This window comes from Bifidobacterium vespertilionis, from assembly GCF_008698145.1.
Classification (GTDB): Bacteria; Actinomycetota; Actinomycetes; order Actinomycetales; family Bifidobacteriaceae; genus Bifidobacterium; species Bifidobacterium vespertilionis.
Genome location: NZ_RZNZ01000008.1, coordinates 1 through 20,045, shown reverse-complemented (window position 1 = coordinate 20,045; position 20,045 = coordinate 1). Strand labels below are relative to the sequence as shown.

The following is a 20,045-nucleotide window of genomic DNA, read 5'->3' as shown; positions in this document are numbered from 1 at the left end:
GACTGCGACCGCAAGAACAGCGGAAAGCCGTTACTTATCAACGATAATCCGGTCTTCGACCATCGCCGGCGCTCGCGCGGCGTGTTGGATTGGCGAACAGGAATCGTTGGCATTGCTTGCGACACGCGGTAAAGTTTTTTACTTTTTCAAGGAAGTCCTATACTCGCGTCTTGCGGGATCGGAGCTGTTCCCGCGCACGGATTCTTTACAGGTCGCAAGGAGGCCACCACACCATGAGCGGATCCACCACACAGCGCACGGCGACGCCCGGACAGCCGCAGGCCGTGCCCACCAGGAACATGGGGCAGAAGATCGCATACGCGTTCGGCAACCTGGGCCAGGCCGCGTTCTACAACACGATGAGCACGTTCTTCATCACGTTCGTGACCACCGCGCTGTTCATCGACGTGGACAAGACGCTGGCCGCGCGCCTCATCGCGGTGATAACCGGACTCGTGGTGGTCATCCGCATCGCGGAGATCTTCCTCGACCCGCTGCTCGGCAACCTCGTGGACAACACGAACACCCGCTGGGGCCGGTTCCGTCCCTGGCAGTTCATCGGAGGCCTCGTGCCCGGCATCCTGCTGATCATGGTGTTCACCGGCCTGTTCGGGCTCGTGGACGTGAACACCGGCGTGTTCATGGTCCTGTTCGTCATCGTGTTCATCCTGCTGGACGTGATCTACTCGCTGCGCGACATCTCCTACTGGGGCATGATCCCCGCGATCTCCTCTGACTCGCACGAGCGCAGCACGTACACCGCTCTCGGCGCGTTCACCGGATCCATCGGATACAACGGCGTCACCGTCATCGTCGTGCCCGTCGTCAGCTGGTTCACTTGGAAGTTCACCGGCCAATGGGAGCAGGGCCGCACCGGCTGGGCCGCGTTCGCCATCATCATCGCCGTACTCGGTTTGCTCACCGCGTGGAGCGTCGCGTTCGGCACCCGCGAGAACCAGGGCGAGCTGCGCGCCAAGGCCGAGGCCAACGGCAACCCCATCGAGGCGTTCAAGGCCATCGCACAGAATGACCAGCTCCTGTGGGTCGCCCTGAGCTACCTGCTGTACTCCGTGGCCAACGTCGCCACCACCGGCGTGCTCTTCTACCAGTTCAAATACGTGCTCGGCGCCCCGGACAGCTTCTCCATCGCCGGCGTCATTCCGGTCATCACCGGACTGGTCACCACGCCCCTCTACCCGGTGCTCAACCGGCGCATCCCGCGCCGCTGGCTGTACACCGCCGGCATGGCGTTCATGATCGCCGGCTACACGCTGTTCATCATCGCGCCCATGAACCTGCCCGTCGTCATCGTCGCGCTCGTCCTCTTCTACCTGCCCGCGCAGACCATCCAGATGACCGCCATCCTGAGCATGACCGACTCCATCGAATACGGCCAGCTCAAGACCGGCAAGCGCAACGAGGCCGTCACCCTCTCCGTGCGCCCGATGCTCGACAAGATCGCCGGCGCCCTGTCCAACGGCATCGTGGGCTTCGTGGCCGTCGCCGCCGGCATGGTCGGCAACACCACCGCCGCCGACATGACCGCCGCGAACATCCGCACGTTCAAGACCTGCGCCTACTACCTGCCGCTCGCCGGCATCGTCGCCAGCCTCGTCGTCTTCCTCCTGACCGTCAAGATCGACGAGAACATGCACGACCACATCGTCGAACAGCTCGAAGAACGACTCGCCTCCGAGAACACCGACGAACAGTAAGCAGCCAAAAGTAGCAAGGGAACGGCCCGACGCGAACGGTTTGAACCGTTGGCGTCGGGCCGTTGCCATGCCCGCCGGGGAGAGAAGAAGGAAGAGAACCGGCGGGGTTCCGGCCGGATTGCCGTCCGACCGGAAGAATCATCGCGGCGGAGAACGGTCCCCGCCGCTTCGGTCAGCCCACGGATTGCCCGCCGGGAACCGAATCCACGGTTTCGACGTCATCCGCGTCGGCATCCTCGGCATCGACGGGTTGCATCGTGCCGGAGTGGCGGCCGGCGGCGTTGTTCCCGCGCCTGAACCTGCGGGCGGCGACCAGTCCCACGCCGACGGCGAGCAGGGTGATCGCCGCCGCGATCACGCCCTGGACGGCGGCGCCGGTATGGGCGAGCCCGGTCCGGTAGCCGTTCCAGTCGTCGGTGTTGCTGACCACTTCGGTGTCGGGGCAGACGAGCCTGCCGTCGATCGTGACCGCATCATCAGGCGCGGACGTCTCGTCCTTGCCGTCGAACGGATCCGGGTCGGAGACGACGCATTCAACCAACGGCGTGCCGGTGACCGTGGCGCGGTCGGTGTGATGGCCGGTCACGCCCTTGAGGACGCCCTTGACCTCGACGCTCTCGCCGGGCTTGAGGATGCGGCTGTCCCAATCGGCGGGGTATTCGAGATCGGTCACCCGGCCGTCGCCGGCGACCAGCTGGTCCTTGAGGTTCAGGTCCTTGGTTCGGTACCATGCGCCCTGCTTGGTGTCGGGGTCGGTGGTGCTGGTGTTGGTGATGGTGAACACGATGCGCGTGTCGCCCTGCATGGCCAGCGCGTCCTTGACCTGGTCGCGGTCGCCGGCCGGCCAGCCGGAGGCCTCGTCCCATTTCTCGATCTTCAGGCTCGGGGTCATGTCGGGCGTGTGCGTCTCGACCTGGTTGGAAGGACGTTTGGTGCCGTTGATGGTTTCGTCGAACCGGTTGGCGATGTGTTCGCCGGTCTTGACGCGCTTGCACTGGATGAACGCGGTCCATGCCTGCTCGCTTTCGTCGTTGCCGCTGACGAGATCGAGCATGCGCTGGGTCGCGGTAACGGTGACCACGCCCTTGTCGTCCTGCGCGAGGGTGAACAGTTCGCCGCCGTACACACTGGCGTCGAAGCCGCTGCCGGCGATCTTCACGCCCTTGCGGGCGATCACCTTGCCCTGCTCGGTCAGGTCGCGCATGGCGTATACGGCCCATTGGCCGGTGTACTGGTCATGCTCGGTGTCGAGCGGGTCGGTGATGCTCCAGTCGGTGACCTTCTGGTAGGCGCGGTGCGCGGGCAGCACGGAGCTGTCGAGGCGATAGAGGAACAGGCTGTTGAGGTACACGCTCCGCTTGTCGATGGATTCGCCGTTCACCCTCACGACCACGTCCTTGGAGGGGTTGACGGGTTTGAGGGGGTTGGCGACCTCGTTGGTGTCCTTGCGGGTGTCGTTGACGACCTGCGTGGCCTTGTTCTTCACGATATGTCCGTCGGTGACCTTGATGACGGTCATCGGCAGGCTCACCTCGTAGCTCGTGCCCAGCATCGACTGGTCGATGGCCGGCTCCTTCAACGGGTCGTGGTCCTTCTTTTCGGCGTATTCCTTGAGGTTCTTGGGCTGGGGGTCGCCCTTGATGGTCTCGCCGGTGGCCGGCACCTTCGTGTCCGCGGTCTTGGCGTACACGTAGGCGACGCCGTCGATCGCCGCGATGTTGAACTTCGCGGTCACGTCCTTGCCGGTCGCGGTGTCGGTGACCTCGATGCGCTTGACGTCGAGGGAGAGGTATTCGTCGTCCCAGTCGTCGGTCATGCCGAGCCTCCAGACCTTGTAGGCCTGGTTGGTCTGCTTGGCGTCGATGGTCACGCGGTAGTAGATCCGGTCGCCCAGCAGCGCGGTCTTGCCGTCGATGCTGATGGACGGGTCGGCCTGGGTGTCCTTCTTCACCGGCGTGAAGTCGGGCGGCTCGTTCCATACCTTGTTGCTCGGGGTGATCATGTTGTTCAGGGTCAGGGCCCACTGGTTGCCGATTTTGGTGTCCGTGGGCGCGTCCTTGGCGACCGTGCCCTCGAAGCGGACGATGATGCGCGGGTTCGCGCCGTTGCGCCAGTTGGTCTTCACGTACCCGTCGGAGAACACGAGGCGCACCGCGTGCTGCGCGTCGTTCCACTGGGTCTCGTACTCGGTTTTCGGGATGAACTTGCCGGTGGACAGGTCGGTGACCTCCAGGGTCTGCTTGTCCACTTCAAGATGCTCGTCGTAGGTGTCGGTGACCGCCACCTCGCTGACCGAGTACGCGAGATTGCCGGGCAGGTGGGGCTGGGTCTCCAGACGGTATTCCACGCGTTGGCCCGGGTAGACGACCCTGCCGTCCACGGACGCCTGGTCGCCGCCCTGCGAGGATTCGCCGACCACGTCCTTGACGACGGGCGGTATGTAACCGCAGATCTTCGGTTCGTTCGTGGGGATGGTGTGCGTGTTGACGGTCTGGGAGCCCTTGTTCGTCAGCGCCTTGCCGTTCGGCGCGGTGCAGAATGACAGTTCGTCGTTCGCCTGCTTGTCGAAGTCGTCGCGCACCTGGCCCGCGCCCTTGCCGTTGGCGTAGGCCGCCTTGCCTGGGATGAGCAGCGTGACCTGCTTCGCGGTCTTCAGTCCCTTCAATCCCTCGCGGTAGGCCCGGCCGGCGGTGGCGGTCACCGTGGTGTCTTCCATCGTGATCGTCCACTGGTCGGTGACGTCCCTGCCGTGGTTGGCGATGTCGGTGACGCTGGACTCGCGATCGGTGCCGGCGTCGGCCTCGTACACCTTGATCTTCGACTTGTCGTCGGCGTCGAACAGGTAGTCGGCGGCCGACCAGTCGTCCGTGAGCGTCAGGGTCTCCGGGGCCTGGATGAGGTTCTTGGCGATGGTGCCGTTGACCACCGAGGCGACCCGGTCCCCGTCCAGAAGCGTCATATCGTCGGCGCCGGTCCGGTTGGTCTCCTTCGGGTCGATGACCGCCTCCCACTGGCCCTTCGCGTTCAGGCGGATCCAGCTCTTGTCGGGATTCGGCCGCCACGTATCGAACTGTTTCGTTCCGGCGTCGGCCTCGGGCTCATGGTTCCACTTGCCCCACGCATGGTCCTTGACCTGCTGGAAGTCGGAGGGCTTTGACACGGTCACGTCGAAGCTGAACTCGTAGACATGGTCCATGGACATCTCGCCCTTGTCCGCCGAACGCGCGGCCGACACCGTGTTCGACGCCTTGTCCCAAGTGATCTCGAACTCGCCGGAAACGTCGCGGTTGCCGTCGGTCCTGTCGATGAGCCTGTAGTTGTCCACGGAGTATTCGACGCCGTTGGGTTCGATCACGTCGCGGAAACGCATCTCGTAGCCGCCGCGGCCGGTGCCGTACGTGATGGTGGTGCGGTTCGTCATCCGGTCGGCGCTCACGCCGTCCTCGATCTTCTTGACCGGGGGTTCGGGCGGCACCGAGCTCACCTTCCAGGATTCGGCCGGGTCACGGTCCGCGGTGTCCACGGCCGCCTGCATGCGGCCCTGCTTGGGCACCTGGATGTCGATCCAGTACGATCCCTCGGCCCAGTATTTCATGCCGAAATCCTTCGGCGAGGCGAGATTGTCGAGCTGGGTATCCCCATTGCTGGAGAAGCTGATCGACTTGCTCACGCTCTTCGCGGGCAGATAGGGGCCGTTCTCGTAATGGATGATCGCGGTGCCGTTCAACGTCTCCTTGATCGCGGAACCGCCGTTGTCTGCATGGATGACGTCGCCGATCGGGTCGGTGGAGCCGACCTGCATGTCGGTCTTCTGCTTGTGGCTGGTGGCCACGTTCAGCTTGTAATCGACCGGCGGCTGGTTCTGCGCCAGCACGATCACGCGGAACGAGGCGTTCGGGTTGGAGTTGATCGACTCCTGCGCCAGAGAGTCAACGCTGCGCGTGCCGAGCTTGTCCTTCCATGTGGTCGAAGTCGAGTACTTCTGGCCCTGATACGTGTAGTCGCCCTTCGCCTCGGCCTTCCACTGCGCCTCCCAACGGTTCTTCGCGTTCGAGCTCACATAGCTGCCGTTGAACGAACCATCCGCCAATCGCACGTAGCCCACCGCCACCAGACGGCAGTCCGCGTTCCCCTCACCCGTATAGGAGCGTTGGCACTCATCGATCGCGTCGCTCAAAGTCTTGTTCATGTTCACGAACTGGTTCTGCCCGTTCGCCAGATCGGACGACAGACGCACCTTCGCGTCACTCAACGCCGTCTTCATGCCATCCAGAGTGGCCGGCCACGAATCCTTGTAGATCCAATGCACATCGGCCGTCTGCGTCGGACCACCGCCCGAACCGCCACCGTCCTCACCGGAACCGCCGCCACCGTTATCGGCCAACGCGACCGGAACCAAGCAGGCCAGCAACGCCGCGGCGGCGGTGATCGACGCCACCGCACCGGTGCCCTTCTTCCCGAACCTCATACGAAATCCTTTCCCACATACGACAGAAGCGCCCCTCTCCGGGAAAGGGAGGAGACGGGGACTCCAGAACCCGCCTCCTCCCGGGTCCCTGGAAGAAAAGCACGCCCGCAAGCCCGACGGCCGGCCGCCGGACCCCGGACGCACCATCAGCATCACCCCGCATCGAGCGATGCTGCGGCGGACATGTGACGAAGATTGGCAACCCGTTCATGGATGAAACATGACGCGGATACTACATTTAGTGCATTGCTTTGCTTTGGATACTAGATGTACGGAGTGTTCTGTATCTTTACGAAAGGCGATATATTCGCTACAATTAGCGATGTTAAAAGCCACCATTGCCTCTCACTGAAGCACACTAGGGTGGCATTTTTCTTATCGGAGGAACGATGGACGAGAATGATACTCCACAGCTCCGCCCCTATCCGCAGCATCCGCCGAAATCATTGGATGATTTATCGGCCAAGCTCATTGACAACGGTTTGTCCGGAATAAGTCGCGAGCTCCTTGAGCGTCGAATCGAGCAAGTGGGATACTTTCGGCTGAAAGGATACTGGTATCCGTTCCTCACCCCGGTATCGGAGCAGTCGGCGAAGCGCTCATTGCCCTTCCGTCAAGATGTGCAATTCAAGGATATCTGGGATAGGTATCTGTTCGATCAGGAACTGCGGATGCTGGTATTCGACGGCATCGTCACCATCGAGATTTATCTCAAGAGCTTCCTCGCCCATGAGCTATCGGTATTCGGCGGCGAATTCGGCTACATGACACGGGAAGGACTCCCGGGGTTGAGCTATGACGACCATCTGGCTTGCCTTTCCTCGTTGCGTTCGACATTCACCAAATCAAATCTTCCGTACCTCAGGCATTTCCGGAGTACCTACAGTGATCCGCTGCCTCCGTACTGGATGATCGTCGGATGCCTGAGCTACGGAACACTCAAGGAGAACTTCTACCAAGGTGCGCCAGACCATATCAAGAGAAAGCTGGCCACCAAGCTGCATATCTTCAACCCCAACCCGAATCCCGCCGTACGCGGCGACGCCAAAATCCTCTCCAATTGGCTTGAGACTATCCGGCAGGCCCGGAACATGACCGCGCATCATGATCGCTTCTGGAACGAAACCAGCACCCGCATAGCGCCGAAACTGCCGAAGCATCGCAGCGGATCCCATGCAAAGGGTTGGTGGGGTAACGATTGGGATATCTTCCGTAAGTCCTCCGGCCCTGCTGCATTCCTCACCATGGAGAACTACCTGACATCCCAGATCGACGGACCCGCGTGGACGGAGAAATTCATCTCCCTTATGGATAGGCACCCTCAGATTCCGAAGTCTGATATGGGATTCCCTGACGGATGGCGGGTGTCGCCGCTGTGGCGAGTCAATGGCTCAGCTCATTGACGGGGCATCCTAATTGCATAAATGGGGAAACGCGCGCCTTTCAGGGACGTGGATCCAAGGAATTACCCGTCCCTGAAATGATAAGCGACAGAAACATCGTCTTTATTTGACGATGCGAGTAATTACATAGGCCATAAGACCTGCGATGACGGTGACGGCGGCAAGGAGCGCCAGTCTGGTTTCGCGGCGTTCCTTGGCCGCCATGTCGGCTTGCCGGTTGGCCAGGGCTTCGGCTTCGGCGGCGACGCCGCTGGCGGCGATGGCCGCGATGTGCGCGCTCATCTGGTCTTCGAGCGTGGAATCCTCGCTCGTGCCGTCGAAGGGCTCCTCGTTTTCGTTGTGGTTGTCGTTCATGGTTCTGCTCCGTTCCTGATTGTTGGATTGTTTGCTTTCCTGATTGTTGGTTTGCTTGATTGCTTGCATGTCAGCTTGCCTGCATGCAATCAAGTTTGATTGTTTGATTGTCTGCATGCGGGCTTGTTTGCTTGTCAGCTTTCGTTTTGCCCGGCGAGGATGGACATGCGGGCGGCGATGAGCGCGTGGCGCGCGATCTCCAGGTAGAGCTGGTGGCCCTCACCGTCGCCCCAGAACCGGTCGAACTGTTCGGTCGGCATCATGCTGGCGGGGTCGAACCCGTTCCACACGCCGCCGCAGAACACCTTCGCCGCCGCGTTCACCTCCTCGTCGGACGGCATGCCCGGATGTCCCTCCGCGGCGTCCGCGGCCGCGCGCATCTGCGCGCCGAACACGCGGGCCTGCAATGGCGAGAGCGTGTACGCCAGTCCCGCCGTGGAGCCCGCGGGGAATCCCGTGTTCACGCCGAGGGTGATGACGTGCGCCTCCTCGCCGATGCTGATCCGGTCGCCGAGCACGGAGACCTCCATCGAATAGTCCATAGTGTCTCCTTTCCGCAGACGCGCCGGCTTGCCGGATCGCGTCTGCATGTTTGACTGCCTGAATGTTTGGCTGTCGGCTTGTTTGCTTGCTGGATTGTCGGATTGCCTGATTGTTTGATTGTCTGACGGGTTACGGCTCGTCGTCGCCGTCGAGCCGGTCGAGCTCGCGTTCGATGGCGTCGCGCAGGAGCTGCTGCATGGGCAGGTCGTGCGCGGCGGCCGTGGTCTTGAGCCGGGTCTTGAGCGATACGGGTATGCGCAATGAGAGCATGACCAACGGTTCGCCCGTGGCCTTGGATGTCTTGTTCTGCTGGCGCAGCACGTCGTCGAACGGCACAGGTCGTGCCAGTGGCTGGTAGTTGCCCTGCATGGTCTCACTCCTGCTTTCCGGCGATTTGCTGAAGTTCGGTGACGAGGTCGCGGTATTCGCCCAGCTGGTGCGGGTTGGTGCCGAGCGAACGCTTGTAGGACTGGGCCTTCGGCACGATCGTGTCGAACCGGGGAGTGTCCATGGCGTTGAGGGCGTCCATGGTGTCGCGGAACGCCTTCGTGTTGTGTTCGGCCTTGACCAGCAGCAGCGCGGCGGGCGTGCTCATCCTGGCCATGTCGAGGGTGCTCCATGCCTGCTGGAGGTCCATGGGCGAGTCCGATGCCGGCACGATCACGAAGTCGGCCGCCTTGATGGCCATGTCCAGGGTCGGCCCCTGCGGCGGCGCGTCGATGATCGCCCATTCGTCCGGGTCGGCTCCCGCGGCGAGCTGGCGGAGCGTGGCCTGGTTGGCGGGCAGCACGTCGAACGTCAGCGGGTCCGCGGTCTGTTCCGCGGCAGCGGCCCACAGGCTCGCGCTGGACTGTGGGTCGGCGTCGTACACGACGGCCCTGCCGCCTCTGGAAACGATGACCGAGGCGATGTAGATGCTGGACGTGGTCTTCGCGACCCCGCCCTTGGCGTTGGCTATGGCGATGCGCATTCGTTCTTCTCCTTTGCGACTGTCGGCGATCATGCGAACCTGGTCAGTCGGTCGCTTGATTGTTTGCTTGCTGGATTGCTTGGATTCCTGCTTGCTTGATTGTTTGATTGTCTGACGGCTCATGTGGGGCGGGGCGATCGGCCGTCCTGCCCCGTGCGCGCAGGCGTCGTTGTTGGCGTTCGGCGCTGGCCTCGTCGGTGGCTTCGTCGAACACGTTCCGGTGGGCGCGTATCCAGTCCGTGAGCAGCCGCCAGCGTTGCGGCCACGGCAGGCCGCGGTCCCGGCAGGGGACGCCGTCGGCTTCGGCCATGCGCGCGATCCTGCGCCGGTCGGTGCACACCTTGCCGCCGTACACGCCCCATTCGAGTCCGCCGCTGGCCGCGTAGGCCAAGCATTCGGCGCGTACCGGGCATCGTTCGCACACGGCCTTGGCGACCGAGTGGAACGCCTTCGCGTCGCCGGGACGGTGCTCGAACTCCAGCGACCACAGGTAGTCGGACCATGGTTGCGGGAAGTCGCGGCATTCGCCGGCCTTCTTCCACGCCTCAAGACGCTGCCCGTCCCCGCTCATGGCCGCACCGCCTCCGCCGGCGCGCCTGTCTTCGTCTTGCGCCGTCCGGCGACGTCGTGGGTGGCGTGGTTGCGTTTGTCGTACGCGCATACCGGGCACGTCTCTTGCGAGATGACGCCTTCGATGTGTTCCTGGCACAGCGAGGTGCGCAGCAGCGCAGCCCCGTAGATCGGCACACGGCTCGCGGACGACGAGCTGACCGGTATCGCCCGGTTGGGATCCTTGACGACCGGCAGCGGGGCGTCTGGCGCCCGCTTGCCCGTCGGATCGGGATGGGTGAGCATTTCCAGCCGCAGCTGCACGTAGTTCGCGGCGAACCTGGCGCCGCTGGTGAGCCGGGGCAGCCAGTAGCGGTTGCGGTACGCCCAGTCCATCGTCGCGACGATCTCGCCGTACGGCCTGTCGATCAGCAGCGAGTGGACGGCCTTGCGGTCGGCCATGGTCGCCGGAACATCGAACCTCTGGTCCACGGCGAGCATGCGCCGGCGGATGCCGTCGAGCACGCGCACCTCTTGGCCTGCGCGTTCCGTGACCGGCTCAGGCAGCTTGCCGGGTTCGGGCACCCATAGCGGGTTCCTGCAACCCCTTGGAGGCAGGGCCCTGCCCCAATCGGTCGTTGGAACGGGTTCGGGCTTCGGGTCGGCGACCGGCTTCGTGGAGGCTTGTTCGGCGTTGAGGGGAGCATCCCCGAAGGGGATGAGGGGAGAATTGTTTATCACTTGTCTATTGGGTGACTTTCTGTCCAAGATTCCGGGACAATTTGTCCTCGGCTCCACGTCCTTCGGCTCGGGTGACAATCCGTCGGGTGACAAATTGTCCTTCATCGGATCCGGCTTGCCGTCGCCTTCCGCCAGCGCGTCCAGGTTCCGGGGCTTCTCCTCGATGTTCTCGGCAGGATGGTCGCCGTCCATGACGACGTCCCACACGCGCGAGCGGTGCCCCTTGGCGATCGGCTTGCGGGTGCGCGGGTTACGCGCCGACATCTCCTGGTCGCCGGGCCTGATGTAGCCCTTGCGCTCCAGCTCCTGCAACGAACGGATCACGGTGCGCTCACAGCACCCGCAATTGAACGCGATGGTCTCCACGCTCGGCCACGCGGCGGCGCCATCGTCGTAATAGGCGCGGCGGGCCAGATACACCAGCACGAACTTGGTGATGCCCTTGACGTCGTCGCGCTCCCATGCCCAGTTCTCGGCTCTGCTGCTCATCGCTCGACCTTCCCGCCGTCATGCGCCGGGTCCGCTTCGCGGCGTTCGCGCAGTCTCGCGCCGATGTCGTCGCCCAGACGGGCGGCGCGGCACAACGCATACGAGAGAACGCCGCCGGACATGCACACGGCGGCAACGACCAACCACCACATGGTTCGGCCGGTATCGGGGAAACGGTCCGCGGACGCGCGCCTCAGCGGCGCGAGCCCCGGGACGGGTGGGCGAGCATGGACAGCACATGAGCCTTCGCGATGCGCAGATCGACGTTGCCGCCACCCCGCGTCGTCCGCCGCACGGCGTCGCGCTGGCGATTAGGCTCGAAGACAGATGCCCGGCGAATGCCGGCAGTATTGGTAGAATCGGTCATGGCGATGACCCTCCTTCGGGGAATCGGAACGACGGGCGTCTGATCTTGGCGGATATGCGCGCCCGCGGCTCCATGGTTGTTGCCGTTCAATCCCCGCGCCGGGTTCCAGCCGGTCCGGGGATTCTCGTTTCGGGTTTCCACCCGCCATCCGTGAGATAGGCGTCGATGCCGAGCACATACCCAGGGGACAGGTTTCGGTGAATGGCCAGCCAGATCAGGTCGGACTGCTGCCACGGTATCGAGCCGTTGACCTTTCCCGCGACCGAGGATTTGGACGTACCCATCTCCCTCGCGAGGTCTCGGCAGCTCAGACCCGCCGCCGTCATATAACGACGCATCGGAGAATCCATTATTTTTGCCGTCAGTCCATTCACAATAGACAATATAGCAAGAAACTTGCACAGCGGCAAATCATTGTTGTAGGATTATGTCCATCGATATTGGACAACTCTAATCTGAAAGGACTTGATATGGCAAAAATCGAACCGTCGACCGAATCCAATGGACTCGGCGACTACCTGCAGAGGGTATTCATCTGGAACGTCAACATGCAGCTGACCGGCCGCGGGATGACCCAGCAGTCACTTTGCGCGGCACTGGGGCTGAAGAGGGGCGCCGTGTCCGCGAAGATGACCGGCAAGACTTCCTGGACCATCCAGGACATCGCCGCAGTGGCGGAATTCTTCAACGTCCCCCCGCTCTCCCTGCTGGATGCGTCGATGTACGAGCAGATGATGCGCGGAATGAACAGTGACGGAGGTGCATCTTTGGTGGCAGTGGCCACCGCCGGGTTTCCTGTGCGAGCAACTGAAGGCCAAGCTGGCGGCCTGAAACCGTTGGAAACAAAAGGCTCCGGGCCACGATACCTCGTGGAGCCCGGAGCCGGTGAGTACCCCCAGAGAGAGTCGAACTCTCGTTGTCAGAGTGAAAGTCTGATGTCCTAACCGTTAGACGATGGGGGCAGACAACTCAACTGATCATACAGAAGAGCGTCTGATCACGCAAATTGGCGACACGCCGAGTAGCGGAGCAACAAGCCAAGCCGAGGCTCACGCCCCGATCCGCTCCTCCACCCAGTCGATGATGTACGGGGCGACGTGCTCGATCTGATCGATCGCCACCTCGAACTCGTGACGGCCGCCGTACCACGGATCCACCAGATCGATGTCGCTTTCGCGGCCGGGGGCGGGCTTGGGCAGGTCGGGGTCGAAGGACCGGTACAGGTGAACTTCGGCGCGCTTGCCGGCGGGCAGCTCGCGCAGCAGGGCGCGCATGTGCGAGGCGGTCATGGGCAGGAACAGGTCCGTGCGGGTAATCTCGTCCGGCGTGATGCGGTGGGCGAAATGGTCGGCGGGGATCTCCGGGCCGTAGCCGCGCTCCTTGAGAACACGGACGGCACGGGGGTCGATCGGATGGCTCCACTCCTCATCGGAGACGCCGCTGGACTCGACGTTGATCCGGTCCCCCAGCCCGCGCTCGTTCACGTAGTGGCGCAGGATGATCTCGCCCATGGGCGAGCGGCAGATATTGCCGGTGCAGACGGTCATGATGGTGTACGGATGGGCGTTGGCGGTCATGGCTTCCTCTGTGCGGGTTTTTGCAAGTCGGGCGGAATGGCGGTTCAGACGGTCTTTTCGAAGGTCACGTAGCGGTATGCCGAAATGCCGTCCTCGGCATCCTCGGGCACCAGCCACGGGCTCTTGTCGGCGATGCGCCACAGCTCGCTGTCCACCAACGCGGCCATGTCCGGCGCATAGGCATCGGCCTCCACACGGGCGCGGATCAGCGTCACATAGGCCTTGTTGGCCGCCGGCAAAGCCTCCTTGAACAGCTGCGCCCCGCCGATCACCCAGATCTCCGAACGCTCGATGCCGTCGTCCGGAATGGCCTCCTGACGGGCCAGATCGAGCGCGTCATCGAAGCTGTCGACCACGGTGGCGCCGGGGGCGGAGAACTGCGGGTTGCGCGAGACGACGATGTTGTCGCGGTTGCGCAGGGGACGATGCTTGGCATCCAGGGACTCCCACGTGCGACGGCCCATGATGACCGGATGGGAGATGGTCAGATCGCGGAAGTGCCGCAGATCCTCCTTCAAATGCCAAGGCATGCCGCCCTTGTACCCGATGGCGCCGTCCCGGCCGTCCATATCCTCGGCCTGCGCCCAGATCAAATTGACCGAGAACGTCTTGGGCATGTCATCGCCCCAATCCTCGATCTCCTGCAGCCCGGATTCACCGGGCTCGGGTTCGTGATAGCCGCTGCGGCTACTGTCGTGCTCCATTTCAGATCACTCCTTGAAGGGTTGTCCAACTGGTCGCCAGTGTATGCGAAACGCCCGACCGCACGACCCGGCGGAACACACCGGGCGCACGATCGGGCGCGATCGAGCAGGCGCGATCAGGCCGTGTGCCCGCTCCGACGCGTCAGACCGCCACCGGCGCCTTGATGGTGGGATGGTGCTTGTAGTCGATGATGTGGAAGTCCTCATACCGGTAGTCGAACAGCGAGTCGGCCTTGTCGATCTCGATGCGCGGGTACGGGTAGGGCTCGCGGGACAGCTGCTCGAGCACCTGGTCGATGTGGTTGTCGTACACGTGGCAGTCGCCGCCCGTCCACACGAATTCTCCGGGCTCCAGACCTGTCTGCTGGGCCATCATGAGGGTGAGCAGCGAGTAGGAGGCGATGTTGAACGGCACGCCCAGGAACATGTCGCAGGAGCGCTGGTAGAGCTGGCAGCTCAGGCGCCCGTCGGCCACATAGAACTGGAACAGGGCGTGGCAGGGCGGCAGGGCCATGTGCTCCACCTCGGCCGGGTTCCATGCGGAGACGACCATGCGGCGCGAATCGGGGTGGTTCCTGATCAGATCCAGCACGTTGGCGATCTGGTCGATCGTGCGGTTCGGATCGTCCGGCGTGGGCGCGGGCCAGCTGCGCCACTGCACGCCGTAGATCGGGCCCAGATCGCCGTTCTCGTCCGCCCACTCGTCCCAGATGTGCACGTTGTGCTCCTGCAGCCAGCGGATGTTGCGCGAGCCCTTGAGGAACCACAGCAGCTCATAGGCGAGGCCCTTGAAGAACACAGTCTTGGTGGTGAGCAGCGGGAAGGAATCCTTCAGACTGAAGCGCATCTGCTGGCCGAACAGGGAGATGGTGCCGGTGCCGGTGCGGTCGGACTTGAGCGTACCCTCGGTGAGGATCCTGCGCACCAGATCCTCGTACGGCATGGGAATGTCCGTGACGGGACGGGCGGGGATGCGGGTGCGGATGTCCGCAAGTTGTTCGGGTGTCAAAGCCATGCGCCCAGTGTAAAAACGGCTCGGGACGCCGTCCCTGCGGCATGCGCCTGCGCTACATTGGTGGTATTGGCGCGATCGGCGCGCCGAATCCCCAATCCCCAAAGGAGGATCACATGGGCAAGCGACTGTGGGTCGAGAAGAACAAGGACGGTTCCTGGGATGCGTTTTCCGAGGACGGCGCGCACATCAAGTTCGGTAAGGGCACGGGTGTGTTCACCCCGGGCGATCTGATGAAGATCGCGCTGGCCGGATGCGCGGCCCTGTCCAGCGAGTTCGCGGTCTCCCACACGCTGGGCGAGGGCAAGGGCGCCCGCGTGGTGGTGGACGGCACCTACGACGCGGACAACGACGCCTACATCAACTTCAACGAGCAGGTGGTCGTGGACGCGATCGACGCCGGCCTCTCCGATGAGGACGCGGACAAGCTCAAGGAGCGCATCACCCGCCACATCAACAAGGGCTGCACGGTGAAGCACACCTACGAGCAGGTCACCCCGGTGCGCATGGACGTGACCATCCGCCACTGATCCTCCGCGCCGGTCGGGTTCCGGCAATCCGGCGGCACATAAAAGGGCTCCCCTTTCAGGGAGCCCTTTCGCTTATGTGCTCATATGCGCCTAAATCAGCGGATCCGCGCCGCTTGGCCGCGCTACTTGTGCAGCGGGTCGATGGTGGACTCGATGTGCCGCGCCACCTCGGCGTCGGCTGCGGGCACCGGCACCTCCTCGACGCCGGTGATGTCCTCGATCGCCTTGGGCTTGATGTCCGCGGGCGAGCTGGGAGCGGCGTCCAGACGCTTCTCGGCGGCCTCCACATACTTGCGCGGGACCACGTAGACCGGGCTTACGGAGTGCTGCAGCAGGCCCTGGCTGATGGAGCCGAGCAGCAGGCCGGTGAAGCCGCCGCGACCGCGGGAGCCCACGATCACCACGTCGTGGTTGTGGCTGGCTTCGGTCAGCGCGTTCACGGCGGAGCCGGGCACCAGTCGCTTGTTGATCGTGAGGTTCGGGTGCTCCTCCTGCAGGGGCTTGATGCGCACGTCCAGATCGTCGTAGTACGACTCCATCACGCCATGCTCCTCGTCGCTGCCGGAGCCGGTGACGCCCTCGATCTTCGGCACGGCGGAGATCACATCCAGCTCCGCGCCCCAGCTGTCCGCGAAGGCCGCGGCGATGTCCAAGGCCTTCAGACCCCACTTGGACTCGTCGGATCCCACCGCCACCTTGGTGATGGTGTTGTTGAGGTGCATCAGGTTGCCGTCGTCGTCGGTGTAGGGCACCACGACGACCGGGCAGTACGCGTACGCCGGCAGAGACGAGCTGGTGGTGCCCAGCAGGCGCTCGGCGAGGCCACCCTTGCCGCGGTTGCCGATGACGATGAGGTTGTAGTTGCGGCTCAGCTCCACGAACACGGAAGCCGGGTCGCCGGTAACGATCAGCGTGGCCGCCTGAACGCCCTGCTCGTCGGCGATGGCCTTGGCGCGCGACAGGATCTCCTGCGCGTCGGAATGGGCCGCGTTGTCGTCCCCCATGGCCGTGTACGTGGCATCGAAGGAAACCGCCGCGTAGCTGGGCAGCGAATACGCGCAGACGATCTGCAATGTGAGCCCGGCGTGCTTGGCGTAGTTGGCAGCCCACCAAGTGGCCTTGTAGCTTGCATCCGATCCGTCAACGCCAACCAGAATGGCCTTGTCGTCAATCATGATGACCTCCTTACGCTGGTCCGGCGCGACTATGCGCCGTCCTTGTGATTCCTACAATACCCCTCGAGGATTGCGGATGTCATCAACATTCGCAGGAGATTTCGTGCAAAACGAAAACCCCGCGCATGCGGTTGCATGGCGGGGTTTCCATTGTCTGCCGAAGATGAATCGTCTGGAATCGGCTTGACTGGCGTGGTCGCGATATGTGCTCGACCGCGATCGCGCAACTACATCACGCGGTAGTACTCCCAGCCGGAGTACCAGTTGGTGCTGGCGACCTTGGTCACGTCACCCGGCTTGGTGGCGTGGACCATCTTGCCGTTGCCGATGTAGATGCCCACGTGGCCGGGCTTCCACATCAGATCACCGGGCTGCGGATCGGAGACGCGGGTGCCCGCGCCGCGCTGGCCGTCGGTGGTGCGGGAGAGGCTGATACCGAAGTGACCGTACACATAGGATGTGAAGCCGGAGCAGTCCCAGCCGGAGGGAGTGGTGCCGCCGATCACGTAGGGCACGCCCTGGAACTGCAGTGCGTAGGCGATGAGCGCAGCGGTGTTACCGGACACGGACGTGGATCCGGTGGACTGGGAGGTGCCGGACGTGCCGGAAGCAGTGCCCTTGTTGGTGTTGGAAGAGGAATTCGTTCCGTTGTTCGAGCTCGACGTTGAGTTCGAGGACGCATTGTTGGAATTGGTATTGGAGTTCAGCGACTGCCTGGAGGAAGCTCGGCTGGCCGCTTGGGCCGCGGCCTGCGCCTTGGCCTCCGCTTCGGCCTTGGCCTTGGCCTCGGCGTCGATCTCCGCCTGGGACTTGGTCTGCGGAACGTTCAGGGATTCCACACCGCCGTAGGAGGTGGAATCATCGGCCGCGACCGAGGCGGACTCCACCAGCAGGTCCACCTTCGTGGCGTTGAGCTTGGGGAACGATCGCGCGGAGGTGACCGTTCCGGCGTCCTCGGCGGCATTCGCCATGGGGACGGTGAACGAGAACAGGGAACCGGCGACGATCACGGTGGCGATCGAGGCCTTCACACGTTGATTCATCTTCATCATCGTGACACACCTTAGCATAGGAAGCTTTTCGAGTGAACGTTCGGTGAAGAGCGGACCTTGCGGAAAACTCTGGAACTATTTGCGACACGCCGTGCGATCATGCGATCGGATCCATGCAATCGGAATCGGCACCGATCACACGACCACACAAACGATCAGTAGTGGATGTACTGGAAGTCGTGCACGTTGGTGAACGTGCGGCTGAACGGCTTGCCATGGTAGGAGGCGCCGCACTCGGAGGTGGTGATGGAGCCGTCCGGGTTGATGGCCTCGACGATCGCCACATGGCCGTACCGGGAGCTCGCGCCCTCCTGACCCTGACGGAAGACCATGATGTCGCCCACGTTGCGCGGGGTGTTGTCCACCCAGTAGCCCAGCTCGCGTGCGGAATCCGCCCACTGATGGCCGTTGCCGTAGTGCGTGCCCACGGGCAGTCCCAGCTCATGGCGGCGGTTGTACACCCACCACGTGCACTGGCTGAACGGGTAGGACGAACCCTTGTCGTTCGTCTCGTGGTTCGGGTTGAAGCCCTCCGGCAAATCCGCGGCGTTGGCCTCCATGAGACCCGCGACCACGGGGTTGCTTGCCAGCGACTTGGACATCTTGGACACGTCCAGCGACGAGCTTTCATCGCCCAGCGACCACGAGGCGTCGAGCACGGTGCCGGAGTCCTGACCCTCGTCACCGTCGACCACCTGGTCGGAGGTCTGGCTGGTCGCGTTCGCATCGTTCGTCTCGTCCGTGGCGACCCCCAACGACTTGCGGCTCTCGGAACGGGAGGCCGCGACGCCGGTGGTGGCGGTGATGGCGTTCGGTTCCACAGTCGCAACCTCGGAGGACGGGGCGGACTCGGCGACGACCGAGCCACCCTGAATCGGGTTGGCGAATGCGAGCGCGCCCGCGGCGGTGCCGAACAGCGCGGCAAGGGCGGAACCTGCCATGATGTGGTTCTTACGGGCATTGGCCTTGGCGGCCTGACGCAGCGCACGACGGCTCATGGGGGCCACTTCGTTGAGTTTCGCGGCCAGTGCGACGTCCACTGCGGGAGAGAAAAGAGAGGATGCGGATGCGACGTTCGTGCGCTTGGCGCCGGCGGCCTTGGGGGCCTTGTGCGCTGCATGGCTCATAAACGATCACTCCTTGGCAAGGTGACGGGGACGCCGGGTACATCTGATTGCGTCACACAACCATCACAAGTCGTCACTCTACAACCCCTATATGAAATTCGTCCAATCGCATCCGGCGATCATCGTGTCCAGCCGAGCGGACAACAGCGCAGGGCTCGACTGGCACAGACCGGCGCAATGCTTGAAATTCCGACGGTTGCGAAGTGACGCGGGCCGCGACGACGTCCAGCGAACCCTCAAACCGCTTCGAGGCCGTTCCGGGCGTGTCGCCAGCCGGCCCCCAGCAGGCCGTCATAACCGCCGCCAATGGCACGCCATCCCCTTTCCCTATACCGTATATATAGGGGCTGATGGGGTTCGGCTTCCGTCCGGTTGCAATGCGGTTGCAATGCGGTGCCCGGTATCGAACCGAGCCGCAAGATCTGCAAAATCTGCCAGTAAGTCGTTCGTCTTTCCGGTTTGCTGGCAGATCCTGCAGCTTAGCGGGCTGTAGGGGGCTATCAGATACAAGTTCTGCCAGCAAACAGGAAAGCGAGAGGAGTTGCTGGCAGAATTTGCGATTGAGGAGGCGGGGGGTGTTCCTTCGTTCGTTCGCCGGCACACGGCATGGGGAGTGACACGGGGTGAGCACGGGGTGCGGGTTGTGACGCGGCGTGCGACGCGGAGCGGGGTTGTGACGCGGCGTGTGACGAGGGGTGGGGTTGTGACATGGGGTGTGACATGGCGTGGACACACCCAGTCACGCCTGTCAAAAAACGTTGGAAAATAGCGGTTTTCAGAGGAGCGTGACGCGGAGTGTCCACCCCATGTCACGGGCCCACACACCACGTCACACCCCACGTCACACTGCGTTGCCCCCGCACCCCGCGTCATGGACTTGCACTCCCGCGTCACACCCCGCCGCACCCCGCACCCCACACACCGCGTCACGGACTTGCACTCCCACGTCGCACCCCGCCGCACCACACACCGCATCACAGTACACACACCGCGTCACGGCCAGCACCCCGCGTCACACCCCGCTGCACCCCACACACCGCGTCACGGCCAGCATCCCACGTCACACCTTACGCACACTCCACGTATGCCCCGCGCGCCCTGTCCCTTATACACACCTGACGCTGCCGACCAAGCCCTCGCTGTAGATCTCGGCGGCCGCCGCGGCGTTACAAATCAACTACTATATGTCCTACACCACATCCACCGACCGCCACACACCATAACACAACGCCCAGATAAGCAAGCATGTCACGTCACACATGTCCTCCA

At 63.3% G+C, this 20,045-nt stretch carries 18 protein-coding genes, 1 tRNA gene and 1 pseudogene; 4 read left to right on the top strand and 16 right to left on the bottom strand.

Going from position 1 to position 20,045, the window contains the following annotated elements; all coding sequences use genetic code 11:
- Positions 1-233: 233 nt before the first annotated feature.
- Positions 234-1,715, top strand: a complete 1,482-nt coding sequence (locus tag EMO90_RS06690) for a glycoside-pentoside-hexuronide (GPH):cation symporter (RefSeq protein ID WP_150353652.1) — start codon at positions 234-236, stop codon at positions 1,713-1,715.
- A gap of 172 nt (positions 1,716-1,887) precedes the next feature.
- Here the strand turns inward: EMO90_RS06690 and EMO90_RS06685 are convergent, their stop codons facing one another.
- A complete protein-coding gene (locus EMO90_RS06685; protein ID WP_150353653.1) occupies positions 1,888-6,183 on the bottom strand; it encodes an LPXTG cell wall anchor domain-containing protein in 4,296 nt (1,431 codons plus the stop codon).
- 389 nt (positions 6,184-6,572) lie between these two features.
- Here EMO90_RS06685 and EMO90_RS06680 point away from each other — a divergent pair, with 389 nt between their 5' ends.
- A complete protein-coding gene (locus tag EMO90_RS06680; protein ID WP_043164848.1) occupies positions 6,573-7,586 on the top strand; it encodes an Abi family protein in 1,014 nt (337 codons plus the stop codon).
- Positions 7,587-7,688: 102 nt separating this feature from the next.
- On the opposite strand, the gene EMO90_RS06675 is transcribed toward EMO90_RS06680, so the two are convergent.
- From EMO90_RS06675 to EMO90_RS12145, 8 genes are all read right to left on the bottom strand, one after another.
- Positions 7,689-8,009, bottom strand: a complete 321-nt coding sequence (locus EMO90_RS06675) for a hypothetical protein (RefSeq protein WP_043164997.1) — start codon at positions 8,007-8,009, stop codon at positions 7,689-7,691.
- Positions 8,010-8,074: 65 nt separating this feature from the next.
- Positions 8,075-8,482 (bottom strand): hypothetical protein, encoded by a 408-nt coding sequence (locus tag EMO90_RS06670; RefSeq protein WP_043164849.1) that lies wholly within the window; start codon positions 8,480-8,482, stop codon positions 8,075-8,077.
- 130 nt (positions 8,483-8,612) lie between these two features.
- Positions 8,613-8,852 (bottom strand): hypothetical protein, encoded by a 240-nt coding sequence (locus EMO90_RS12425; protein ID WP_033495367.1) that lies wholly within the window; start codon positions 8,850-8,852, stop codon positions 8,613-8,615.
- A gap of 4 nt (positions 8,853-8,856) precedes the next feature.
- On the bottom strand, positions 8,857-9,453 hold the full coding sequence (locus tag EMO90_RS06665) for a ParA family protein (protein ID WP_043164867.1): 597 nt from the start codon (positions 9,451-9,453) through the stop codon (positions 8,857-8,859).
- A 43-nt stretch (positions 9,454-9,496) separates the two neighbouring features.
- Positions 9,497-10,024: a WhiB family transcriptional regulator gene (locus tag EMO90_RS06660; protein ID WP_043164869.1), complete on the bottom strand. Its 528-nt coding sequence runs from the start codon at positions 10,022-10,024 to the stop codon at positions 9,497-9,499.
- On the bottom strand, positions 10,021-11,232 hold the full coding sequence (locus tag EMO90_RS06655; protein WP_043164871.1) for a helix-turn-helix domain-containing protein: 1,212 nt from the start codon (positions 11,230-11,232) through the stop codon (positions 10,021-10,023). The genes EMO90_RS06660 and EMO90_RS06655 overlap by 4 nt, the downstream gene beginning before the upstream one ends.
- Positions 11,229-11,384 (bottom strand): hypothetical protein, encoded by a 156-nt coding sequence (locus EMO90_RS12150; RefSeq protein ID WP_162834848.1) that lies wholly within the window; start codon positions 11,382-11,384, stop codon positions 11,229-11,231. Before EMO90_RS12150 ends, EMO90_RS06655 begins: the two co-directional genes overlap by 4 nt.
- 41 nt (positions 11,385-11,425) lie before the next feature.
- A complete protein-coding gene (locus EMO90_RS12145) occupies positions 11,426-11,599 on the bottom strand; it encodes a hypothetical protein (RefSeq protein ID WP_162834849.1) in 174 nt (57 codons plus the stop codon).
- Between the two features lie 470 nt (positions 11,600-12,069).
- Here EMO90_RS12145 and EMO90_RS12720 point away from each other — a divergent pair.
- Positions 12,070-12,330: pseudogene (locus EMO90_RS12720) on the top strand (helix-turn-helix domain-containing protein); the annotation flags it as partial.
- Between the two features lie 159 nt (positions 12,331-12,489).
- Here EMO90_RS12720 and EMO90_RS06640 read toward each other — a convergent pair.
- The 4 genes from EMO90_RS06640 to EMO90_RS06625 form a co-directional block, all read right to left on the bottom strand.
- Positions 12,490-12,561: transfer RNA gene (locus EMO90_RS06640), tRNA-Glu, on the bottom strand.
- An 87-nt stretch (positions 12,562-12,648) separates the two neighbouring features.
- Positions 12,649-13,176, bottom strand: a complete 528-nt coding sequence (locus tag EMO90_RS06635; protein ID WP_150353654.1) for a low molecular weight protein-tyrosine-phosphatase — start codon at positions 13,174-13,176, stop codon at positions 12,649-12,651.
- Positions 13,177-13,220: 44 nt separating this feature from the next.
- Positions 13,221-13,880: a dihydrofolate reductase gene (locus tag EMO90_RS06630; protein WP_150353655.1), complete on the bottom strand. Its 660-nt coding sequence runs from the start codon at positions 13,878-13,880 to the stop codon at positions 13,221-13,223.
- A gap of 142 nt (positions 13,881-14,022) precedes the next feature.
- On the bottom strand, positions 14,023-14,823 hold the full coding sequence (locus tag EMO90_RS06625) for a thymidylate synthase (protein ID WP_190971962.1): 801 nt from the start codon (positions 14,821-14,823) through the stop codon (positions 14,023-14,025).
- Between the two features lie 185 nt (positions 14,824-15,008).
- Between EMO90_RS06625 and EMO90_RS06620 the strand changes: the two genes are divergently transcribed.
- Positions 15,009-15,422 (top strand): OsmC family protein, encoded by a 414-nt coding sequence (locus tag EMO90_RS06620; RefSeq protein ID WP_150353657.1) that lies wholly within the window; start codon positions 15,009-15,011, stop codon positions 15,420-15,422.
- 122 nt (positions 15,423-15,544) lie between these two features.
- Here the strand turns inward: EMO90_RS06620 and EMO90_RS06615 are convergent, their stop codons facing one another.
- The 3 genes from EMO90_RS06615 to EMO90_RS06605 form a co-directional block, all read right to left on the bottom strand.
- A complete protein-coding gene (locus EMO90_RS06615; protein ID WP_150353658.1) occupies positions 15,545-16,597 on the bottom strand; it encodes a universal stress protein in 1,053 nt (350 codons plus the stop codon).
- 227 nt (positions 16,598-16,824) lie between these two features.
- Entirely contained in the window at positions 16,825-17,649 is an 825-nt protein-coding gene (locus EMO90_RS06610) for a C40 family peptidase (protein WP_223849703.1), read from the bottom strand.
- A 155-nt stretch (positions 17,650-17,804) separates the two neighbouring features.
- Positions 17,805-18,776 (bottom strand): CHAP domain-containing protein, encoded by a 972-nt coding sequence (locus EMO90_RS06605; protein WP_150353659.1) that lies wholly within the window; start codon positions 18,774-18,776, stop codon positions 17,805-17,807.
- Positions 18,777-20,045 lie beyond the last annotated feature (1,269 nt).

Excerpts from the sequence above, each read along its gene's own strand:
- EMO90_RS06635 (WP_150353654.1), bottom strand. The coding sequence starts at position 13,176 with ATGACCGCCAACGCCCATCCGTACACCATCATGACCGTCTGCACCGGC.
- EMO90_RS06625 (WP_190971962.1), bottom strand. The coding sequence starts at position 14,823 with ATGCCGTACGAGGATCTGGTGCGCAGGATCCTCACCGAGGGTACGCTC.
- EMO90_RS06665 (WP_043164867.1), bottom strand. The coding sequence starts at position 9,453 with ATGCGCATCGCCATAGCCAACGCCAAGGGCGGGGTCGCGAAGACCACG.
- EMO90_RS06605 (WP_150353659.1), bottom strand. The coding sequence starts at position 18,776 with ATGAGCCATGCAGCGCACAAGGCCCCCAAGGCCGCCGGCGCCAAGCGC.
- EMO90_RS06670 (WP_043164849.1), bottom strand. The coding sequence starts at position 8,482 with ATGGACTATTCGATGGAGGTCTCCGTGCTCGGCGACCGGATCAGCATC.
- EMO90_RS12425 (WP_033495367.1), bottom strand. The coding sequence starts at position 8,852 with ATGCAGGGCAACTACCAGCCACTGGCACGACCTGTGCCGTTCGACGAC.
- EMO90_RS06675 (WP_043164997.1), bottom strand. The coding sequence starts at position 8,009 with ATGCAAGCAATCAAGCAAACCAACAATCAGGAAAGCAAACAATCCAAC.
- EMO90_RS06610 (WP_223849703.1), bottom strand. The coding sequence starts at position 17,649 with ATGATGAAGATGAATCAACGTGTGAAGGCCTCGATCGCCACCGTGATC.
- EMO90_RS06630 (WP_150353655.1), bottom strand. The coding sequence starts at position 13,880 with ATGGAGCACGACAGTAGCCGCAGCGGCTATCACGAACCCGAGCCCGGT.
- EMO90_RS06620 (WP_150353657.1), top strand. The coding sequence starts at position 15,009 with ATGGGCAAGCGACTGTGGGTCGAGAAGAACAAGGACGGTTCCTGGGAT.
- EMO90_RS06615 (WP_150353658.1), bottom strand. The coding sequence starts at position 16,597 with ATGATTGACGACAAGGCCATTCTGGTTGGCGTTGACGGATCGGATGCA.
- EMO90_RS06655 (WP_043164871.1), bottom strand. The coding sequence starts at position 11,232 with ATGAGCAGCAGAGCCGAGAACTGGGCATGGGAGCGCGACGACGTCAAG.
- EMO90_RS12150 (WP_162834848.1), bottom strand. The coding sequence starts at position 11,384 with ATGTGGTGGTTGGTCGTTGCCGCCGTGTGCATGTCCGGCGGCGTTCTC.
- EMO90_RS12145 (WP_162834849.1), bottom strand. The coding sequence starts at position 11,599 with ATGACCGATTCTACCAATACTGCCGGCATTCGCCGGGCATCTGTCTTC.
- EMO90_RS06690 (WP_150353652.1), top strand. The coding sequence starts at position 234 with ATGAGCGGATCCACCACACAGCGCACGGCGACGCCCGGACAGCCGCAG.
- EMO90_RS06660 (WP_043164869.1), bottom strand. The coding sequence starts at position 10,024 with ATGAGCGGGGACGGGCAGCGTCTTGAGGCGTGGAAGAAGGCCGGCGAA.
- EMO90_RS06685 (WP_150353653.1), bottom strand. The coding sequence starts at position 6,183 with ATGAGGTTCGGGAAGAAGGGCACCGGTGCGGTGGCGTCGATCACCGCC.
- EMO90_RS06680 (WP_043164848.1), top strand. The coding sequence starts at position 6,573 with ATGGACGAGAATGATACTCCACAGCTCCGCCCCTATCCGCAGCATCCG.